The sequence below is a fragment of the Thiomicrorhabdus sp. genome (assembly GCF_041583835.1).
Classification (GTDB): Bacteria; Pseudomonadota; Gammaproteobacteria; order Thiomicrospirales; family Thiomicrospiraceae; genus Thiomicrorhabdus.
The window spans coordinates 161,139-177,041 of the sequence record NZ_JBFHFC010000002.1 but is presented as its reverse complement, the minus strand read 5'-3'; the positions used below and the strand labels follow the sequence as shown (position 1 = coordinate 177,041).

The following is a 15,903-nucleotide window of genomic DNA, read 5'->3' as shown; positions in this document are numbered from 1 at the left end:
ACTGGAAATTAACCTTGGCAAGAAATGCGCAGCTCTGGCTACAATGTAGGCATGAACAAAGTAATAAACACGTTCACAACGTACTCCAGCCGATGCCAAAAAGCGACGCGGCTGATTTTATTAGTTAGACAGAATCAGAGGTAAAACTAACAATGATTAAATTAGATTTGAATGAACTTCTCAGAGATAAAATCGGTACTTCTACGTTGCTGCAAATAATATTTGTGGCTTTTTTCTTTCTTTCTCCTGGACTAATGGCTTTGGCTTACCTGGATAAAGAACTATTGATAGAACTAGGTGAATTAAAGCTTGCTGTACTGAGCTTTGGGTTATCCGTGTTATTAATAATTCTTGCTGGTCTTGCTGCTGTAAGTCCGCGTTCATTATATATTGCATTCACCCAAAATCCTGCGGCAATTAATCGCAATATTCTTAGTATTGGCACACTCATATGGGCTTATTTATTTGTCTTGATTATACCTGCTCTGAATTACTTCATCGTTAAGATGTTTCCTTTGTTAGGGGAGTTTTCAGACAATACACAGCTTGGCTTTACATACTTAATATTACTGTTCTTTTGTATCTTTGTTTTTGTTAAGCAAATGCTAGCCATGCTTAAGGAAGTCAGAATGACTAATGGGTGAGTCAAGTTGACTCATTGCACCAAGCTTTGTTATGCGCCATGATTATCACCAAAAGAAGGCTTAGTCTTTACAAAGCTTGTTGTTAAGAGAGCGAGCTCTTTAACTAAATCTTTAAAACAGTCCTACCTTATATCTATCCTCCTTTAGATAATGATGGTGAAATGCCAAGAAGAAGTACCTGTTTCAGGTTCTACCTGATGCATTGAATCGGCGTGAGATTCGGAGCCTATTTTCAGATGAAATAGATTCCTAATCGAGAGCAAGCGAACTCCAAAACAAGAATCTTCCATTCTCGTTTTGGCTTCGCGTAGCGGTCGTGAACGAAGTACTCGAGACGTCCAGGAGCGAGTGCTTTGTGAGAGCATCCAATCAGCGTATGTCCAAGGAGCTGAAGTAGATGCGGTTTGTGACGAGCGAGCGACCCCAGTCGCGAGAGTGAACCCGCACTCCCCAGAGTCGGATTCACGTCGAGGAGAGTCACCTGCTCCGCTCCCCAGAGCGGACGAGTTGAACAGCACCCTAAGTGATGGAAACGTGGGACGGCCCAGGCCTCGGTCAAGCCGAGTACGCTACAAAAGACATGGAGGCTTAGTTTGTTTTCGCAAGAAAACGGGCTTAAGGTTGAATCGCCAGATTCGACCGAGCCGAACAGTCCTTTCTGGAGTGTACTCGGGTTGAAAACCCGAGGCCTGGGGCAAACTCTACCGCCGTTCAGAGCGGTGAGAGTGCGCAGCTTTGATTCCGTCCAGGAAGTAAAGCGAAGGTTAAGGCCAAAACGTCCAGTTTTGAGCCTGCGCAGGGTGTTTTTAGCTCGCACCCAACGTGCGAATAAAAAGGCCCGAAGTTAAGCCGAATTGGATTGTCTCATAACAAGGCAATTCGGCTATGGCTGCCGCCTAGGCGAGTGGTACAGGGTGCGATAACTCTGTTCAGGGGTGAAATCGAAATCAGGGAAAGAATGGCCCTATTTTCGTCTGGGAGAGCCAGTGCGAGGGGCGAAGCGCCCGAAAACGACCTTTATCTGTAACCATCAAGCCGTACAGCCGGCTATTTTAGTGAAAAAAAATTTTGTCGTCCTTAATGAAAAGCGAAAGAAAGTTTTTCGCACCCTGGGAAGTCCCAGGTTTTCGTATTTAAAAGAGGAACCGACAACATGAATCACAAAAACAGAATACCAAGCTATACACCGTTTATTGAGCTTAAGCAGAACATCGACAGAAGCTTTGAGGACAACCAGCTACTCGGACAATTGACTAAAACTACAGTGGTCGAAGCTCTCTTTCTTTTCGGCTTTTTGGACAAACCAGCCATCATGCTTTTACTTGACCAGGATGATAGAAACCAAGGAAGTTTCTACCGCATTGTGAAGTCTCTTCTCGATGAAAAGGTGATTAAAAAAATCCCCAGTCAGTACACCAAAGAGAAGTTTGTTTACGCTTTAAAACCCAGAGCATTTACTTATTATCTTGACTCCAAATGGAAAGATGAATATCAATTCAATAAGAATAAAATGGGCTTAGGAGTGAGCGCTACTCATCGCCTGAGCATTTCAAAAACATGTATCAATATATTAAAAAACTATCCGAATGCTCGCATCTTTACTGAACGACTTATTCGCCAAATGCACAAGGCAGGACGTATCGAACTCATGCGTATTCCTGATGCATTGTTAATTGATGGAGAGGATTATTTTTTCCTGGAGTTTGAGTTCTCTAGCAAGAACCGCAAGGATAGAAGGGAGGCTTTGATTAAAGCGGATATGAACTGTAACATTGCTAATGAACGCTATCCAAATGCTCATGTTATGACATATTGGTATGTAAATTCAGCATCAATGTGGCGACTTTACGAAGAAGAAATTGAGTATCTCAGCTCCCATGGAGTTGAGATTTCATCGAAAGGTAGATTGGCTGAAAGAGGTAGGTTTGCAAACCAAGATTACTTCGGTTATTTACTTGAAAAGGGAAATCATATTGTGGCTAAACTGGGAAGTTAAGCTCAATTTCGTAAATAGGACTGAACTCTCAGAGAAAAGAGTTTAAGCAATGACGGCTTTTGAGCCAGGTATGCTTGTTCAATCTCTGAGGGGGCGTAACTGTTAAAGCCAGTTTCGATTGTTTCTTCGGTTATTAAAGGCTTCCCTTCCAACTTATTCCCTTGATTTAACTTGTCGATTATTTCATTAACCGAGGGATTCGCTGTCAAACCTTGTCCCATTTTCTTTCCTTAATTTTTGTATTCTCCAAGATTAGCATTTATCCTGTCCTTGGACAAATCGAACAGTACAACTGCCATGATAAAGTTTAAACATAAACCGTCTAAAATGGATAAGCGACGAGCCCTTGAGTTTGTCATTGCAAATGCTCGATTAGAAGGACATTCTTTGACATTAACGGAGGTTAAGAATGTCCTAAAAATTCTTAATGGAAAATGTACGGCAGATGAATTAATCGAGCGAATCATCACAACAAAGCTTAAGACTGAAAGTCATTTATGACCATTATGAATTTATACATCGATAACCTTACCCCCAACTAGTTTTCCATACACTTTTAAGCCATTGAATATGGCTAACAACGAGATTAGAAAGTATTTAGTGTTTTGACATTAATTCGATGAATTGACAAAGTAAGGAGTAATTCTAGTGACGTTTAAAGATTTTTTAGCACTGGTTATATTTGTAGAGGTTGTCCTTATAATCTCTATGTTCATATGGTTTATGCCGGCGATTATTGAGAGAATCAAGCTAGAAAAAAGAAGGAAAAAATTCGCTCAAGAGTTAACAAGGCTTTTTGGCAAAATTAATCTAGATAGAACTCAAATAGAAGTCCTGTCTAAAGAATTCTCACTTTCTTCTAAAGATGTTCAACTAGCTTTAAGGTGGGCTTTTAAGGAAGAATTATCAAGTAACCAGCCCGTTTTTGAAAAGGTTGAATATCTCCAATCTATTTTCCAGGATTATGAGAGAGATGAACCTTTTGAAGGGTTGCCTTCTGATGTTAGGTTACACTTGGAAAGACTTAGAGAACTTATAGGAAAGGATAGTGACCACATGCTTCAGCCTTTAGCGTCTAAGTTGCAAGAACTTAATGATGAAAATGTGAAAAAGAACCTGAAACTGAAACGACAGTCTGTTGTTAGCCTGATGATAGGCGTCACATCTTTGGTATTCGCAATATATTCTTACTACATACCTGCCGCGTAGTCGAATTTTCTTGATTACTATTGAAAATCTGAGGTGTCTTCAGTTGTTGAAAAGCAGCAACAACTGAAATCTCTTATTTTGAATTATTCGCGCTAGTTAATGACAACTTCTCTCTAGCACTAAATTCCAGCTATCTTCATTACGAACATAAACATTCCCTTTCATTAAAACCTCCATGCCTGGAGGTAGTTCATACTCTTGTACAGCGTCCAGATAATTCACATTACAGGCGAAATCATGTAAAAGATAATTTACCAAACCCAACCAATTTTCAGACTCAATCTTTTCAGAAGGAACAATATCTTCGGGGATTACAGCGTGCCCTCCCCAATTAATTAGCCAATTCAAAATGTCATTATAATTATTGAGAAGATATACAACCTCTCCAGAATCTATAAAACAATCCACTACAGATTGTTTGTAACCTCTCTCCGAAAAAGTACGGGTCGACCTAATTTCATAAAAGGCATTTTCAGCATTTTCAAATGCATGCGTTGCTACCCAGGAAGACAGATTAGTCATAAGTTTGTTATGAGTAATTCCCTTCGTTTTATCACAGATTTTTAAAAAGCTTTTAAAAAAGAAATAATCAGTAGAAGCATCAAGAGACTGACTACTACTAATTACCCGCGCTTTTCTGGCTTCCGAGTTCTCAATACTTTCATAGAGGCGGCATTGAGCTTTGTACCATTGCTGAAATTGGTAACCATCTTCCCATCCCAGTTCATTTAACGTAATTTTTCTTGCTGAAGAATACGGAATATTTTGAGACTTCTTTAATTGCTTTGATTTTCGAGTCAGGTCTCGTTTGAATTTTTCTAGGATAGAAAAATGAGGTATTTGATATGTCGTTGACAAAAGAATATTTCTCCATGAGATTTTACTTTCACTTCATGCCGCTTGAAGTATCTAGTTAATGAAGAACTACTCTTAACTTGGAAGTCGGCTGAATATTCCATTCTTTACCAATGCGACAGGTACGCGTGCCAAACACGCGCTGAATTATACTTTTTTATAATTATGTAAACAACTGATTGATACCTTTCAAAGGTTTGTAGTTAGGCGGTTTTAAAAGGAACAAGATGGGGATATCCCCTACATTACGTTCACCAAAAAAAATTTCGTCGCACTGACGTAACAAAGGGCATCAAAGGGATGCCCTTAGTTACATCAACAGAGTGACCAAACATGTCAGATTCATTCACAATTCTTACGTCCGAAGAGGCAGCTGCCTTCTTACAAATGAATAAAACCGTCCTTATGCGCAAAGCTAAACGAGGAGAAATTCCAGCAAGAAAACCTGGAAAGCGGTGGATATTCGTTGAAGAATATTTGCGTGAATGGCTTAAAGGGGATTATTCTACTATGCGGCAGGTTTCTAACTCTGTTGACACAAGTGATAAGGACAAGCACACATGTCAATTAAGAAAAGAGGCCAAACATGGTATACGGACTTCGTTGCCCCAAACGGACAACGAGTACGAAAGTCTACTAAAACTAAAGTAAAAAGGGAGGCACAGGAATTCTGCGCCAAGCTTAGAAATAGCCTGTGGAGAGAGTACCAACTCGGAGAAAAGCCTAAACGACGTTATACCTGGAGGGAAGCTGTCGTTCGCTACCTTCAACTCAAGGAGGGGACGAAATGGGAAAACGGGATAAAAATCGTTCTGCGTGACTTACATATTTGGTTGGAGGACGTTTATCTGGACGAAATTGATGCTGAATTGATTTCAAGAATCACTTTCGAACGCAAAGCGATGAAACCTCGTTCCAACAAAGGTAAGGGGGAAACCGTCAAGAATAGTACTGTAAATCGTATGCTTCGGACCTTAAATGCCATTTTAAGACTCGCATACGAAGAATGGGAATGGATTGACCGTAAACCAAAAGTCCCCACTCTAAAGGAGGAACCAACCGAAGTGACCTGGCTAACCAATGAACAAGTTAAAAGGCTGAAAAATGAAATGCCGCACCATCAAAAACAGATGATGCTGTTTTCCGTCCTGACAGGTTTACGCGAAAGCAACATGACAGGTCTAACCTGGGAACAAGTTCAATTGGAATCCAAAGTGATTATTTTCGGCAACATAAAGATGAAAAACGGGGACCCACTATCTATTCCTCTCAGTAAGCAAGCAATTGATATCTTGAAAGAAGAAATGGGTAAACACCCTGAATATGTATTCACTTACCGGGGTCGCCCAATTAAACGTGCTAACACAAAGGCGTTTAAAAAGGCACTTTCTCGAGCCGGTATTGAACCTATGCCTTGGCATAAACTCAGGCATACATTTGCGAGTTTTCATCGCCAACAGAAAACCCCATTAGACATTCTTCAGGAATTGGGAGGTTGGAAATCTCAAGAAATGGTAAAGCGTTATGCGCACCTTGGCATAGACCACCTAGCGGAATATGCCAATAACATCTCGGTTGAATGACTGAGACCGTTCTTTAAAATCTGTGGCACAAATATGGCACATTTTGAAAAAAAAGCCTGAAAATCGCGCTTTGAAAGATAACGTAAGTTATTGATTTTAAAGTGGTGGGCCCTCACGGACTTGAACCGTGGACCTATCGATTATGAGTCGAGTGCTCTAACCAACTGAGCTAAGGGCCCCGAATGGGAAGCGAAATGAACAGGGCTGTTCATTTTGAGGTGCTTATTATAGCGACAAGCACCTTATTATGAAATGATTTTATCACCCGATCCCAAGATTGACGGAACCGGGTCTGACAGGATTAGTCCAGGAAGCTTTTCAGACGTTCCGCACGGCTTGGATGACGCAACTTACGCAACGCTTTGGCTTCGATCTGACGGATACGTTCACGAGTCACGTCAAACTGCTTACCAACTTCTTCCAAGGTGTGGTCGGTGTTCATGCTCAAACCGAAACGCATACGCAATACCTTAGCTTCTCTCGGAGTCAAAGTACTCAACATTTCACGAACGGTTTCACTCATACCTTCGGCATCTGCTGCATCCTGAGGAGACAGGATGTTAGAGTCTTCGATGAAATCACCCAATGAAGAATCTTCGTCGTCACCGATCGGTGTTTCCATAGAGATAGGCTCTTTGGCGATTTTCATCACCTTGCGAATCTTATCTTCCGGCATTTCCATCTCTTCGGCCAACTCTTCCGGAGTCGGTTCACGACCCATCTTCTGAAGCAACTGACGCTGAATACGGTTTAGCTTATTGATGGTCTCGATCATGTGTACCGGAATACGGATGGTACGCGCCTGATCGGCAATCGAACGGGTAATCGCCTGACGAATCCACCATGTCGCATAAGTCGAGAACTTATAACCACGACGGTATTCGAACTTATCAACCGCTTTCATCAAACCGATGTTTCCTTCCTGGATTAAATCCAAGAACTGTAAACCGCGGTTGGTGTATTTTTTAGCAATCGAGATAACCAAACGCAAGTTGGCTTCGATCATTTCACGCTTAGCGATACGCGCTTTGTTTTCGGCCTTACTCAAATCTTTATAAGTAGATTTGTAAACGGCGATCGGCATCTTCTCTGCTTTAGAAATCATCGCCAAACGCTTTTGAGCGCGCTTAACGTCAGAACGAACCATTTCCAGCTGCTCGGTCAATTCCGGCGTTTTTTCGATCAGACGATCGATCATCTCGTAATTGGTTTCGGAACCGACAAAGGTTTCCAGGAAAATAGGACGAGGCACTTTAATTTGACGCATAACCATATCGACGATAATACGTTCTTGCTCGCGAATCCCGGCAATCTTCATCTTAATCTGCTTAATCAAACGGTTTGAGAATGCAGGTGTAATCTTAACCGTCTGCAGGTGTTCGACCACAGCTTCTCTTTTCTTCGCTGCTTTAGGGTCTTCGAAACCGAATTTAGCTTCGGCCTCAAGCGCCGCCGCATTCAACTTCTCCAACACTTTCAAGAATTCAGCCAACTCTTCCGGATCGACACCGTCTTCTTTCGGCTCTTGGTTATCGCTGTCAGGAGAAAGTTCTTCAACAGGCACGTCCACCAAATCACCCGGACGTACGAAACCTTGGATGACATCGGCAACTTTACCTTCACCGTCGTCCATTTTCGTGAATGTCTGCAAAATCTGATCGGCAAAAATAGGGTATGTCGCCAACGCGTCCAACATTTCACGAATGCCGGATTCGATACGCTTGGCGATTTCAATTTCTCCGTGACGGGTCAGTAGCTCGACCGATCCCATTTCACGCATGTACATACGTACAGGGTCAGTCGTACGACCGAATTCGGAATCCACTTCCGCCAAGGCCGAAATCGCCGCTTCCGCAGCCGCATCGTCGAACATCTCACCGTCTTTAGTCAATAACTCGTCTTCGTCCGGCGCAGTATCAAACAGTTGAATCCCGAAATCTTTCAAGATCGTCAGGACTTGCCCTAACTGATCTTCTTCGATATCATCGGGCAAAACATCGTTTACATCGGCATAAGTTAGATAACCTAACTCCTTGGCACGCTCGATCAAATCAATTAACTGCTGCTTTCTTTCAACTTTTGTCATGTCTGCCTCGATACTTTTGGACTCTAACTCTCGGTGCGCGTTGACACTTGCCGCACACAGAAAAAACGGAACCCGTTATTATACTGAATTTTCTTTGGTTTTACTTAAAAATCTATAAATTCTATTGTCTTAGTTTAATTGCAAGCAATCTATAAACCAGGTTTCGACTACTTTTCCCTGGCCAAACTTTGCAACTTGATCATCTCGGTTAAATCCCAACCGGATCGACCAAGCTTTTCCTCTCCCAACGCCACGGCCAACGCCACAATCGCCACATCGAATTCCGCTCTTAAAAACTGGTCGTCATCCGGCATCTCCGAACGCTGAATCAATTCCAACTCAGGCTGAAAACCGTTTTGCGCTAACCAATGTAGTGCAGATTCGGCAATAAAAGAGTGCTCGACAATACTTTTAATCGTGCCGCCCAGTACTTGATAGTCACGATTAGTCGTTTTTAAAAGGTCTTGAGAGAAATTTTCCGGAAAAAATTCTGCCCAACCCGGCCTACGCAATAAAATGCGTACCAATTTTAACGGCAAGGTCACCATTTTACTTACCGTCGGCAAGGCTGATTTATTCGGCTTTGACTGATCTTTTTTAGCACCGGCAAAACCGGAATAAACATTCAACTGTTTTTCCAATCTCCATGCCGGCAGACCAACTAACTCAGCCAAACCTTCGACCAATAGATATTGGTACAAGCCTTTCGCCAACTGGACAAATGGCGTTGCCAGAGAGACCAATTGTTGGCGTCCCTCGATCGAACCGACCGGAAACGATAGTTTCCCTTGCAGTCCCTGCAATAAAAAATCGGACAACGATAAAGCGCCCTTCACTCTCACTTGAAACGCTTCAAGCCCCTCTTTTCGCACCATTGAATCCGGGTCTTCGCCCTCCGGCAAAAACAGGAACTTAACCGAACGCTCCCCTTCCATCAACGGCAAGGATAATTCCATCGCTTTCCATGCCGCTTTCAATCCGGCCTGGTCGCCGTCAAAACAGAACACGACCTCGTTGACTTGGCGGAACAACATCGCCAGATGGTCGACGGTCGTCGCCGTTCCCAAAGTGGCCACCGCATTCCGTAAGCCGAACTGCGCCAGCGCAACAACATCCATATACCCTTCTACAACCAGAATATGGTCGAACTTTTCACGCGTCTGACGCATCTCGTACAGACCGTATAAGGCATAACTTTTATGGAAGATCGGTGTTTCCGGCGAGTTCAAATACTTTGGCTGGTCGTCACCGAGAACCCGCCCGCCGAACGCAACCACTCGCCCTCGCCCGTCACGAATCGGAAACATGATACGGTGACGGAAACGATCGTAGGTTTTACCGTCGTCTTTCTCAATCAACATGCCGACTTCGATCAACTGCTGCTTAAGCCTTGCATCCGCACGCAAGCCGGAAACCAGGCTATCCCAACCGGGAGGAGCAAAACCAATCACATATTCTTTGGCTATTTCGGCACTCAAGCCTCTCGCTTTAAGGTAATTCTTCGCTTCGGCTGAAGCGGGATGATCCCTCAACTGATGACGATAGAACTTTGCCGCCATCCTCATCACTTCATACAAATCCAGCTGTTGCTGCTGTTTGATTTGCTGCTGCTCTTGCTGCTTGGGGGATAATTTTTCTCGTGGAACTTCCATGCCGAACTGCGCCGCCAAGGATTCGACCGCCTCCACAAAAGAAAGACCGTCATATTCCATTAAAAATTTCAAAGCGTCGCCGCTCGCACCACAACCAAAACAGTGATAAAACTGCTTTGCCGGATTTACATTGAAAGAAGGGGTTTTTTCGTCATGAAAAGGACAGCAGGCTTTATAGGTCCCGCCTGCTTTTTTCAGGGGCACTCTTTGATTGATGACCTGCACAATATCTGCGCGCGCCAACAAATTTTCAATAAAGGAACGCGGAATGGAACCCGATTGATTCGCCACTACTCACACCTTATCCACAGAAAAATACACACCCCTTAAAACGCAAAAAACCCACCAACTTTTCAGCTGGTAGGTTTTTCATGGAAGCGACTCGTTAAAGTCCGGTAAAAAAGTTTTTAGCTCAACTTGGCTTTAATCAACTTGCTGACTTCACCCATATCGGCGCGGCCTTGCATTTGAGGTTTTAACTGACCCATAACCTTGCCCATGTCCTGCATGGAGCTTGCGCCCGTTTCAGCCATGGCGTCGTCAATAAGCTTGTTGATTTCGTCTTCCGTCAATGCTTGCGGCATAAAGTCTTGGATTACCGTCATTTCAAAGGCTTCTTGATCGGCAAGATCCTGACGATCGGCATCCATATACTGTTGCTGCGCGTCGCGACGTTGCTTCATAGCCTTATCTAATACAGCCAACACCCCCGCATCGTCCAACTCAATTCGATTATCAATCTCAACCTGTTTGACTGCGGCAAGCATAGAACGAATAACGACTAAGCGTTCTTTTTCTTTTGCTTTCATGGCATCCTTCATGGATGCCGTCAGTTGTGCTTTCAACTCACTAGACACGAATCACTCCGCTCTTAGTACATACGAGTCGTGCGACGGTTCTCACGCGACAAACGCTTAGCTAAACGCTTAACCGCTGCAGCTTTCATGCGCTTACGAGCCCAAGTTGGCTTCTCATAAAACTCACGCTTACGTGCTTCAGTTAACACACCTGCTTTTTCACAAGCACGCTTAAAACGACGTAGTGCTACGTCAAATGGTTCTGTATCTCTGATTTTTACGCTTGGCATACTATTACCTATTAAATTTTTTGAATTCGGTTCATGTCATCCCTCTCAAGATTAAAGGAGACAGCGGAAAACGTGGAATTATAAATTTCCAATTACTTTTTTGCAAACCTTTTTCCAATAAAAGACGATTATTTTGTTAAAATTCAGCCACTTTGACGGCTTTGAGTAACAAACATGACAGATTCTCTTTTAGTTCTAGGTATCGAAAGCTCCTGCGACGAGACCGGCGTAGCGCTTTATCACACTAAAAAGGGCTTGATAGCCCACACATTATATACCCAGATGGAACTGCATGCTCAATACGGAGGAGTCGTCCCCGAACTCGCTTCGCGCGACCATATTCAGAAACTGGCTCCACTGATATTACAGACTTTGAATGACGCCGACGTCTCACCAAAAGACATTCAAGGTGTTGCTTACACTGCTGGACCGGGATTAATGGGCGCCCTGCTTGCCGGTGCTTCGGTTGCCAGAAGCCTGGCGTATGCCTGGCAAGTTCCGGCTGTCGGCGTTCACCACATGGAAGGCCACCTGCTCGCCCCCATGCTGGAAGAGAATCAACCCGAGTTTCCTTTTATATGTCTATTGGTATCGGGCGGTCACAGCATGATCATCCGGGTTGACGGCATTGGCCGATACAAAGTACTCGGTGACACCTTGGACGATGCCGCCGGAGAGGCGTTTGATAAAACCGCTAAAATGCTTGAACTCGGTTATCCGGGCGGCCCGAACGTATCCAACCTGGCTCTTAAAGGCGACGCGACTCGCTATAAGTTTCCGCGCCCGATGGTGGATCGCCCCGGCTTGGACATGAGTTTCAGCGGACTGAAGACGTTCACATTAAACACTTGGCTGGATGCAGTTGAAAACAACGATGCGACCGAACAGACCAAAGCGGATATTTGCCGCGCTTTCGAACTGGCGGTTGCCGACACCTTAAGCATCAAATGCAAACGCGCTTTGGAACAGGAAGGCTTGAATCGATTGGTGGTGTCGGGCGGCGTGAGCGCCAACCGGGAAATTCGCGCAAAACTTGATCATCTAATGAAGAAAAGACGTGGAGAGGTGTTCTACCCTCGTTTGGAATTCTGCACCGATAACGGCGCCATGATTGCTTATGCCGGAGCGCAACGCTTATTGGCGGGTCAGCATAACGATTTGAACTTTGCGACTACGCCGAGATGGTCTTTGGAAGAGCTACCGGCCATTTAAACCGTCGCCATTCAAGTTGACGCGTCGCTTAAAAAGCGGACTGGAAAACACTCCAGTCTGCTCAAACGATTTCAATCGTTTTTCTGAGTATTCTTGATCTGACTCTCTTCACCACTCAGCAAGCGCTGAATATTCCCTTTATGTCGCCAGAACAGAATAACCGTCATCACCAACGTTACGCCCACCCAAGTCATTTCACCGGATAGAAAATAAACATATAACGGCGCCAGAGCGGTCGCGATCAACGCAGATAACGAAGAGATTTTTAACACCTTGGCGACAAACAACCAGGTTCCGGCGACTGCCAAACCGATCGGCAACGACAATCCGAACATCACACCCAACATGGTCGCGACACCTTTACCGCCGTGAAAACCGAAAAACACCGGATATAAATGACCGATAAAGGCCGCAAAACCAACCAACGCAATCATCTCCGGAGAAAGTGCCGCCCAATGCGCCGCCACGACCGGCAACACCCCTTTCAACATATCACCCACTAAAGTAATCGCCGCTGGCTTGTTGCCATATAGGCGCTTTACGTTAGTCGCACCGGGATTCCCCGAACCGCCCTGGCGCGGATCGTCATACCCCATTAATTTACAAACAATAATCGCCGATGACAACGAACCTAATAAATAGGCCCCGACCAGAAATAAAATCGCCATTAATTCCATTTTTGAATAACCTTCCTTTTACCCGCTTTGGTAAAGCTAGCCCTACTTTTGATTGAATGATTTTACTAGAAGTAGATAATAAGCGTTCAGATAAATCCTTTAAACGCGGCCTCCTACTTGCCGGACGGACAGAAAACTCATGGACATCATCTTTATTCAAGGCCTTAAAACCCAAGCCATTATCGGTATTTACGAATGGGAGCGCCAAAACCGCCAACCGTTGATTTTCGATATCGACATGCATCTTCCGATCGGCAAAGCGGCAAAGAGCGATGCGATTCAAGACACGGTCAATTACAAACAGGTTTCGGATGAAGTCATCGAGCTTGTCGAATCAAGCCGTTATGAATTACTGGAAAGTCTGGTGGAAGCGATTTGCGAACATATTTTCAGCCACCACCAAGCGGTGCGCAAAATCCGTTTGAAAGTCAGTAAACCGCAAGCGGTTGAAGAGACCGAAACGGTCGGTTTGATTATCACCCGCGACAATCCGTCGATAGAGAAATAACCCGCTACAGAAGCGGATTTTTAAGAATTGTCCATCTCGCTTTGAATCTCTTTCTGGCGCTGCACCGCCTTTTTAATCAACGGAACCAATTGTTCCATATATAGACAGGCGTGCTTAACCGTAATTTTGTCGTGCAAATCGAACTCCTCTTCGAATAAACGACGGTTTTGTTTGGACAGGTTTCTCATCACCTTTTCACGCAACGAGTCGCCTTCCGCCAAACGAACCAACGTCACCAACTGCTCCGAAGTAATCTTAGGCGCAAACGTCTGAAAGATACGGTCGTCGACGGCGCACATCTTAGTCGCTAAAGCCTTATATGCCTGCAACTTCTTATCCAGCAACTGCGCTTCCTGCTCGCTGAATTGATTTAATCGTTTGTCGATCACGGCATGCAAGGCTTCGATGATCTGAGGAGACAACGCCAGGGTAACCGGTCCCATTTCCAACTGATATTCGCCGCTTTTATCGCGCTTAGCTGTAATTTCCATCCCCGTTCTCCACCCGCTTAAATATATTGCGTATCTTCTTTGATAAATTCGATTTTGCCGGACGCCTCTAAATCGAACATTTTTTCGACAAGATGCTTAATCGACTCTTTAGCCTGTTGCTCAAGCGGCATTTCCACCGACGCCAAATCCGCCTGCAGCTGTCGAGAGAGAATCCCGCCCATATTGCTCAGAACACGTTCGGTAAAGTCGGATTGATTCGCCAAAATCAACAAGTCCAATACCGCTTTACTGTCCACTTCGCTCAACACTTTCTGCAAGCCAAGATCATCCAGGTCATCCAACTTCAAACCCAACTTCACATAACTTTTTAAAGTCGAATGACTTTCTCCATGCTCCAGCGCCATCAGGTGCTCCAAGGTAATATGCAGCAATGCGACGGAAAAGCGATCCATCTTCACTGAAGCACACCCCATATGCACCTGCCACTCATTTTCATGTAGCTTTTTTATTCCGACTTTCATGATATTTTCTATTTCTCAGTCCAACACATCCATTCACTTAAAACCGCTAAGCACCCCTTAACAGTACCAAGCAATCTAAAGACCAGAACTCTTTCCTCTGCCTCAAATCAAACATTCCATTCAACTTGGGAGAGTGGTCGATTTCTGCATTCTCCGCATAATCGCTAGTGGTTTCAAGCACTTTATAGCATAATACCACACTCAACTTTGAGAACATTTTCCCTAGCCTTATGAAAGCCAAAAACACCCTACCGGAACCGTCCGCAGAAGCTCGACAACACAGCCAGCAATTAAGCGAAAAAATTCAGCGAAGCCTGAACCGCCACCCGATCATGCGGTTTTCTCAATTTATGCAAATGGCTCTGTACACACCCGGTTTAGGTTATTACGCTAGCGGACTACCGAAAATCGGCGAACAAGGCGACTTCATCACCGCGCCCGAAGTGTCCCCGATCTTTTCGCGCTGCCTGGCACGCCAAGCCATGCAGGTTCTAAGTCAACTCGACACGCCCAACATCATCGAATTCGGTGCCGGGCAAGGTACCATGGCCAAAGACATCATTTTGGAACTGCAGGCGCAGGAAGAACCGCTGGAAAACTACTTTATCATCGAGCTCAGTGCCGACTTGCGTGAACGTCAACAATTCACCCTTAAAGAAAACCTTCCGGACGAACTTTACAAAAAAATAATATGGCTGGATAGCTTGCCGGAAAAACCGATTCCCGCCGTCGTTCTGGCAAACGAGGTTCTGGATGCGATGCCGTTCGAACGAATCCGCATCGAACCTCAGCAAGCCCTGCTCGGCCATGTGCAATACGACGAAAGTACTCAACAATTCGGCTGGGATTACCATAAAATCACAGACAAAAAACTACAGCAATTCGCCAACCAGCTGATCAACCACATCGGCGAAGTGTCCGAACTCGGCTACGAGACCGAAATTAATCTGAACATTCAACCCTGGCTGAGAGCACTTAGCGACAGTTTGTCGCAAGGCCTAATCCTACTGGTCGATTACGGCTATACCCGTCAGGAATATTATCAGCCGGCCCGCGTCATGGGCACGTTGCGCTGCCACTACCAGCACCGCGCTCACAGCAATCCTTTTTTCTATCCGGGTTTGCAGGACATCACCGCACACGTGGATTTCACCGCCGTGGCGGAAGCCGCTTACGACAGCAACCTAAAGGTGGCCGGTTTCACCACTCAAGCACATTTTTTAATGGCGACCGGCCTACTGGATATGTCTTCCGACCCGAATATGCCGATTACCGAACAAATCCGAATCGCCCAACAGATTAAAACCCTGACTCTACCCAACGAGATGGGCGAAACGTTCAAGGTGATTGCGCTCAGCAAGCAGCTTGATGTTAAACTGATGGGATTCAATCTGCGCGACCTGCGCCATCAACTGTAAAAC

16 protein-coding genes and 1 tRNA gene are annotated in these 15,903 nt (G+C 44.8%); 8 read left to right on the top strand and 9 right to left on the bottom strand.

The genetic code is table 11. From position 1 onward, the window contains the following. Nucleotides 1-152 precede the first annotated feature (152 nt). The 3 genes from ABY044_RS01965 (at nucleotide 153) to ABY044_RS01955 (ending at nucleotide 3,849) form a co-directional block, all read left to right on the top strand. Complete coding sequence (locus tag ABY044_RS01965) at nucleotides 153-644, top strand: hypothetical protein (RefSeq protein WP_373017596.1); 492 nt, start codon at nucleotides 153-155, stop codon at nucleotides 642-644. Between the two features lie 1,153 nt (nucleotides 645-1,797). Then, a complete protein-coding gene (locus ABY044_RS01960) occupies nucleotides 1,798-2,640 on the top strand; it encodes a hypothetical protein (RefSeq protein WP_373017594.1) in 843 nt (280 codons plus the stop codon). A gap of 648 nt (nucleotides 2,641-3,288) precedes the next feature. Next, nucleotides 3,289-3,849 carry a hypothetical protein gene (locus ABY044_RS01955; RefSeq protein ID WP_373017592.1) on the top strand — a complete coding sequence of 187 codons (561 nt, stop codon included), beginning with the start codon at nucleotides 3,289-3,291 and terminating at the stop codon, nucleotides 3,847-3,849. 96 nt (nucleotides 3,850-3,945) lie between these two features. Here the strand turns inward: ABY044_RS01955 and ABY044_RS01950 are convergent, their stop codons facing one another. Next, nucleotides 3,946-4,707 (bottom strand): hypothetical protein, encoded by a 762-nt coding sequence (locus tag ABY044_RS01950; RefSeq protein ID WP_373017590.1) that lies wholly within the window; start codon nucleotides 4,705-4,707, stop codon nucleotides 3,946-3,948. A gap of 330 nt (nucleotides 4,708-5,037) precedes the next feature. On the opposite strand from ABY044_RS01950, the gene ABY044_RS01945 reads away from it, so the two are divergent. Together ABY044_RS01945 and ABY044_RS01940 are read left to right on the top strand one after the other, a co-directional pair. Then, nucleotides 5,038-5,355, top strand: coding sequence for a helix-turn-helix domain-containing protein (locus tag ABY044_RS01945; RefSeq protein WP_373017588.1), 318 nt, complete (start codon nucleotides 5,038-5,040; stop codon nucleotides 5,353-5,355). After that, the gene (locus tag ABY044_RS01940; protein ID WP_373017586.1) at nucleotides 5,265-6,287 is read left to right on the top strand and encodes a tyrosine-type recombinase/integrase; all 1,023 of its coding nucleotides are present in this window, start codon (nucleotides 5,265-5,267) and stop codon (nucleotides 6,285-6,287) included. The genes ABY044_RS01945 and ABY044_RS01940 overlap by 91 nt, the downstream gene beginning before the upstream one ends. 102 nt (nucleotides 6,288-6,389) lie before the next feature. Here ABY044_RS01940 and ABY044_RS01935 read toward each other — a convergent pair. The 5 genes from ABY044_RS01935 to rpsU all read right to left on the bottom strand — a co-directional run bounded on the left by ABY044_RS01935 (nucleotide 6,390) and on the right by rpsU (nucleotide 11,112). Next, nucleotides 6,390-6,466 (bottom strand) — tRNA-Ile (locus ABY044_RS01935). Nucleotides 6,467-6,588: 122 nt separating this feature from the next. Continuing rightward, nucleotides 6,589-8,433 (bottom strand): RNA polymerase sigma factor RpoD, encoded by a 1,845-nt coding sequence (rpoD, locus tag ABY044_RS01930; protein WP_373017728.1) that lies wholly within the window; start codon nucleotides 8,431-8,433, stop codon nucleotides 6,589-6,591. Nucleotides 8,434-8,540: 107 nt separating this feature from the next. After that, the gene (gene dnaG, locus ABY044_RS01925) at nucleotides 8,541-10,316 is read right to left on the bottom strand and encodes a DNA primase (protein WP_373017584.1); all 1,776 of its coding nucleotides are present in this window, start codon (nucleotides 10,314-10,316) and stop codon (nucleotides 8,541-8,543) included. 116 nt (nucleotides 10,317-10,432) lie between these two features. Continuing rightward, nucleotides 10,433-10,882, bottom strand: coding sequence for a GatB/YqeY domain-containing protein (locus ABY044_RS01920; protein ID WP_373017582.1), 450 nt, complete (start codon nucleotides 10,880-10,882; stop codon nucleotides 10,433-10,435). A gap of 14 nt (nucleotides 10,883-10,896) precedes the next feature. After that, nucleotides 10,897-11,112: a 30S ribosomal protein S21 gene (rpsU, locus tag ABY044_RS01915; RefSeq protein WP_279419818.1), complete on the bottom strand. Its 216-nt coding sequence runs from the start codon at nucleotides 11,110-11,112 to the stop codon at nucleotides 10,897-10,899. Nucleotides 11,113-11,286: 174 nt separating this feature from the next. On the opposite strand from rpsU, the gene tsaD reads away from it, so the two are divergent. Further along, complete coding sequence (gene tsaD / locus ABY044_RS01910) at nucleotides 11,287-12,324, top strand: tRNA (adenosine(37)-N6)-threonylcarbamoyltransferase complex transferase subunit TsaD (RefSeq protein ID WP_373017580.1); 1,038 nt, start codon at nucleotides 11,287-11,289, stop codon at nucleotides 12,322-12,324. 71 nt (nucleotides 12,325-12,395) lie between these two features. Here the strand turns inward: tsaD and plsY are convergent, their stop codons facing one another. Beyond that, nucleotides 12,396-13,001, bottom strand: coding sequence for a glycerol-3-phosphate 1-O-acyltransferase PlsY (gene plsY, locus ABY044_RS01905; RefSeq protein WP_373017578.1), 606 nt, complete (start codon nucleotides 12,999-13,001; stop codon nucleotides 12,396-12,398). Between the two features lie 139 nt (nucleotides 13,002-13,140). On the opposite strand from plsY, the gene folB reads away from it, so the two are divergent. Continuing rightward, nucleotides 13,141-13,509: a dihydroneopterin aldolase gene (folB, locus tag ABY044_RS01900; protein ID WP_373017576.1), complete on the top strand. Its 369-nt coding sequence runs from the start codon at nucleotides 13,141-13,143 to the stop codon at nucleotides 13,507-13,509. 20 nt (nucleotides 13,510-13,529) lie between these two features. On the opposite strand, the gene ABY044_RS01895 is transcribed toward folB, so the two are convergent. Both ABY044_RS01895 and ABY044_RS01890 read right to left on the bottom strand, forming a co-directional pair. Further along, the gene (locus ABY044_RS01895) at nucleotides 13,530-14,000 is read right to left on the bottom strand and encodes a FliG C-terminal domain-containing protein (RefSeq protein ID WP_373017574.1); all 471 of its coding nucleotides are present in this window, start codon (nucleotides 13,998-14,000) and stop codon (nucleotides 13,530-13,532) included. A gap of 17 nt (nucleotides 14,001-14,017) precedes the next feature. Further along, nucleotides 14,018-14,482 carry a FliG C-terminal domain-containing protein gene (locus ABY044_RS01890; RefSeq protein WP_373017572.1) on the bottom strand — a complete coding sequence of 155 codons (465 nt, stop codon included), beginning with the start codon at nucleotides 14,480-14,482 and terminating at the stop codon, nucleotides 14,018-14,020. A 230-nt stretch (nucleotides 14,483-14,712) separates the two neighbouring features. Here ABY044_RS01890 and ABY044_RS01885 point away from each other — a divergent pair, with 230 nt between their 5' ends. Continuing rightward, nucleotides 14,713-15,900: a class I SAM-dependent methyltransferase gene (locus ABY044_RS01885; RefSeq protein WP_373017570.1), complete on the top strand. Its 1,188-nt coding sequence runs from the start codon at nucleotides 14,713-14,715 to the stop codon at nucleotides 15,898-15,900. Nucleotides 15,901-15,903 lie beyond the last annotated feature (3 nt).

What these genes read in the sequence shown, in the direction of transcription:
- ABY044_RS01965 (WP_373017596.1), top strand. Translation starts at nt 153, where the DNA reads ATGATTAAATTAGATTTGAATGAACTTCTCAGAGATAAAATCGGTACT.
- ABY044_RS01960 (WP_373017594.1), top strand. Translation starts at nt 1,798, where the DNA reads ATGAATCACAAAAACAGAATACCAAGCTATACACCGTTTATTGAGCTT.
- ABY044_RS01945 (WP_373017588.1), top strand. Translation starts at nt 5,038, where the DNA reads ATGTCAGATTCATTCACAATTCTTACGTCCGAAGAGGCAGCTGCCTTC.
- ABY044_RS01940 (WP_373017586.1), top strand. Translation starts at nt 5,265, where the DNA reads ATGTCAATTAAGAAAAGAGGCCAAACATGGTATACGGACTTCGTTGCC.
- rpsU (WP_279419818.1), bottom strand. Translation starts at nt 11,112, where the DNA reads ATGCCAAGCGTAAAAATCAGAGATACAGAACCATTTGACGTAGCACTA.
- tsaD (WP_373017580.1), top strand. Translation starts at nt 11,287, where the DNA reads ATGACAGATTCTCTTTTAGTTCTAGGTATCGAAAGCTCCTGCGACGAG.
- plsY (WP_373017578.1), bottom strand. Translation starts at nt 13,001, where the DNA reads ATGGAATTAATGGCGATTTTATTTCTGGTCGGGGCCTATTTATTAGGT.
- folB (WP_373017576.1), top strand. Translation starts at nt 13,141, where the DNA reads ATGGACATCATCTTTATTCAAGGCCTTAAAACCCAAGCCATTATCGGT.
- ABY044_RS01895 (WP_373017574.1), bottom strand. Translation starts at nt 14,000, where the DNA reads ATGGAAATTACAGCTAAGCGCGATAAAAGCGGCGAATATCAGTTGGAA.
- ABY044_RS01890 (WP_373017572.1), bottom strand. Translation starts at nt 14,482, where the DNA reads ATGAAAGTCGGAATAAAAAAGCTACATGAAAATGAGTGGCAGGTGCAT.
- ABY044_RS01885 (WP_373017570.1), top strand. Translation starts at nt 14,713, where the DNA reads ATGAAAGCCAAAAACACCCTACCGGAACCGTCCGCAGAAGCTCGACAA.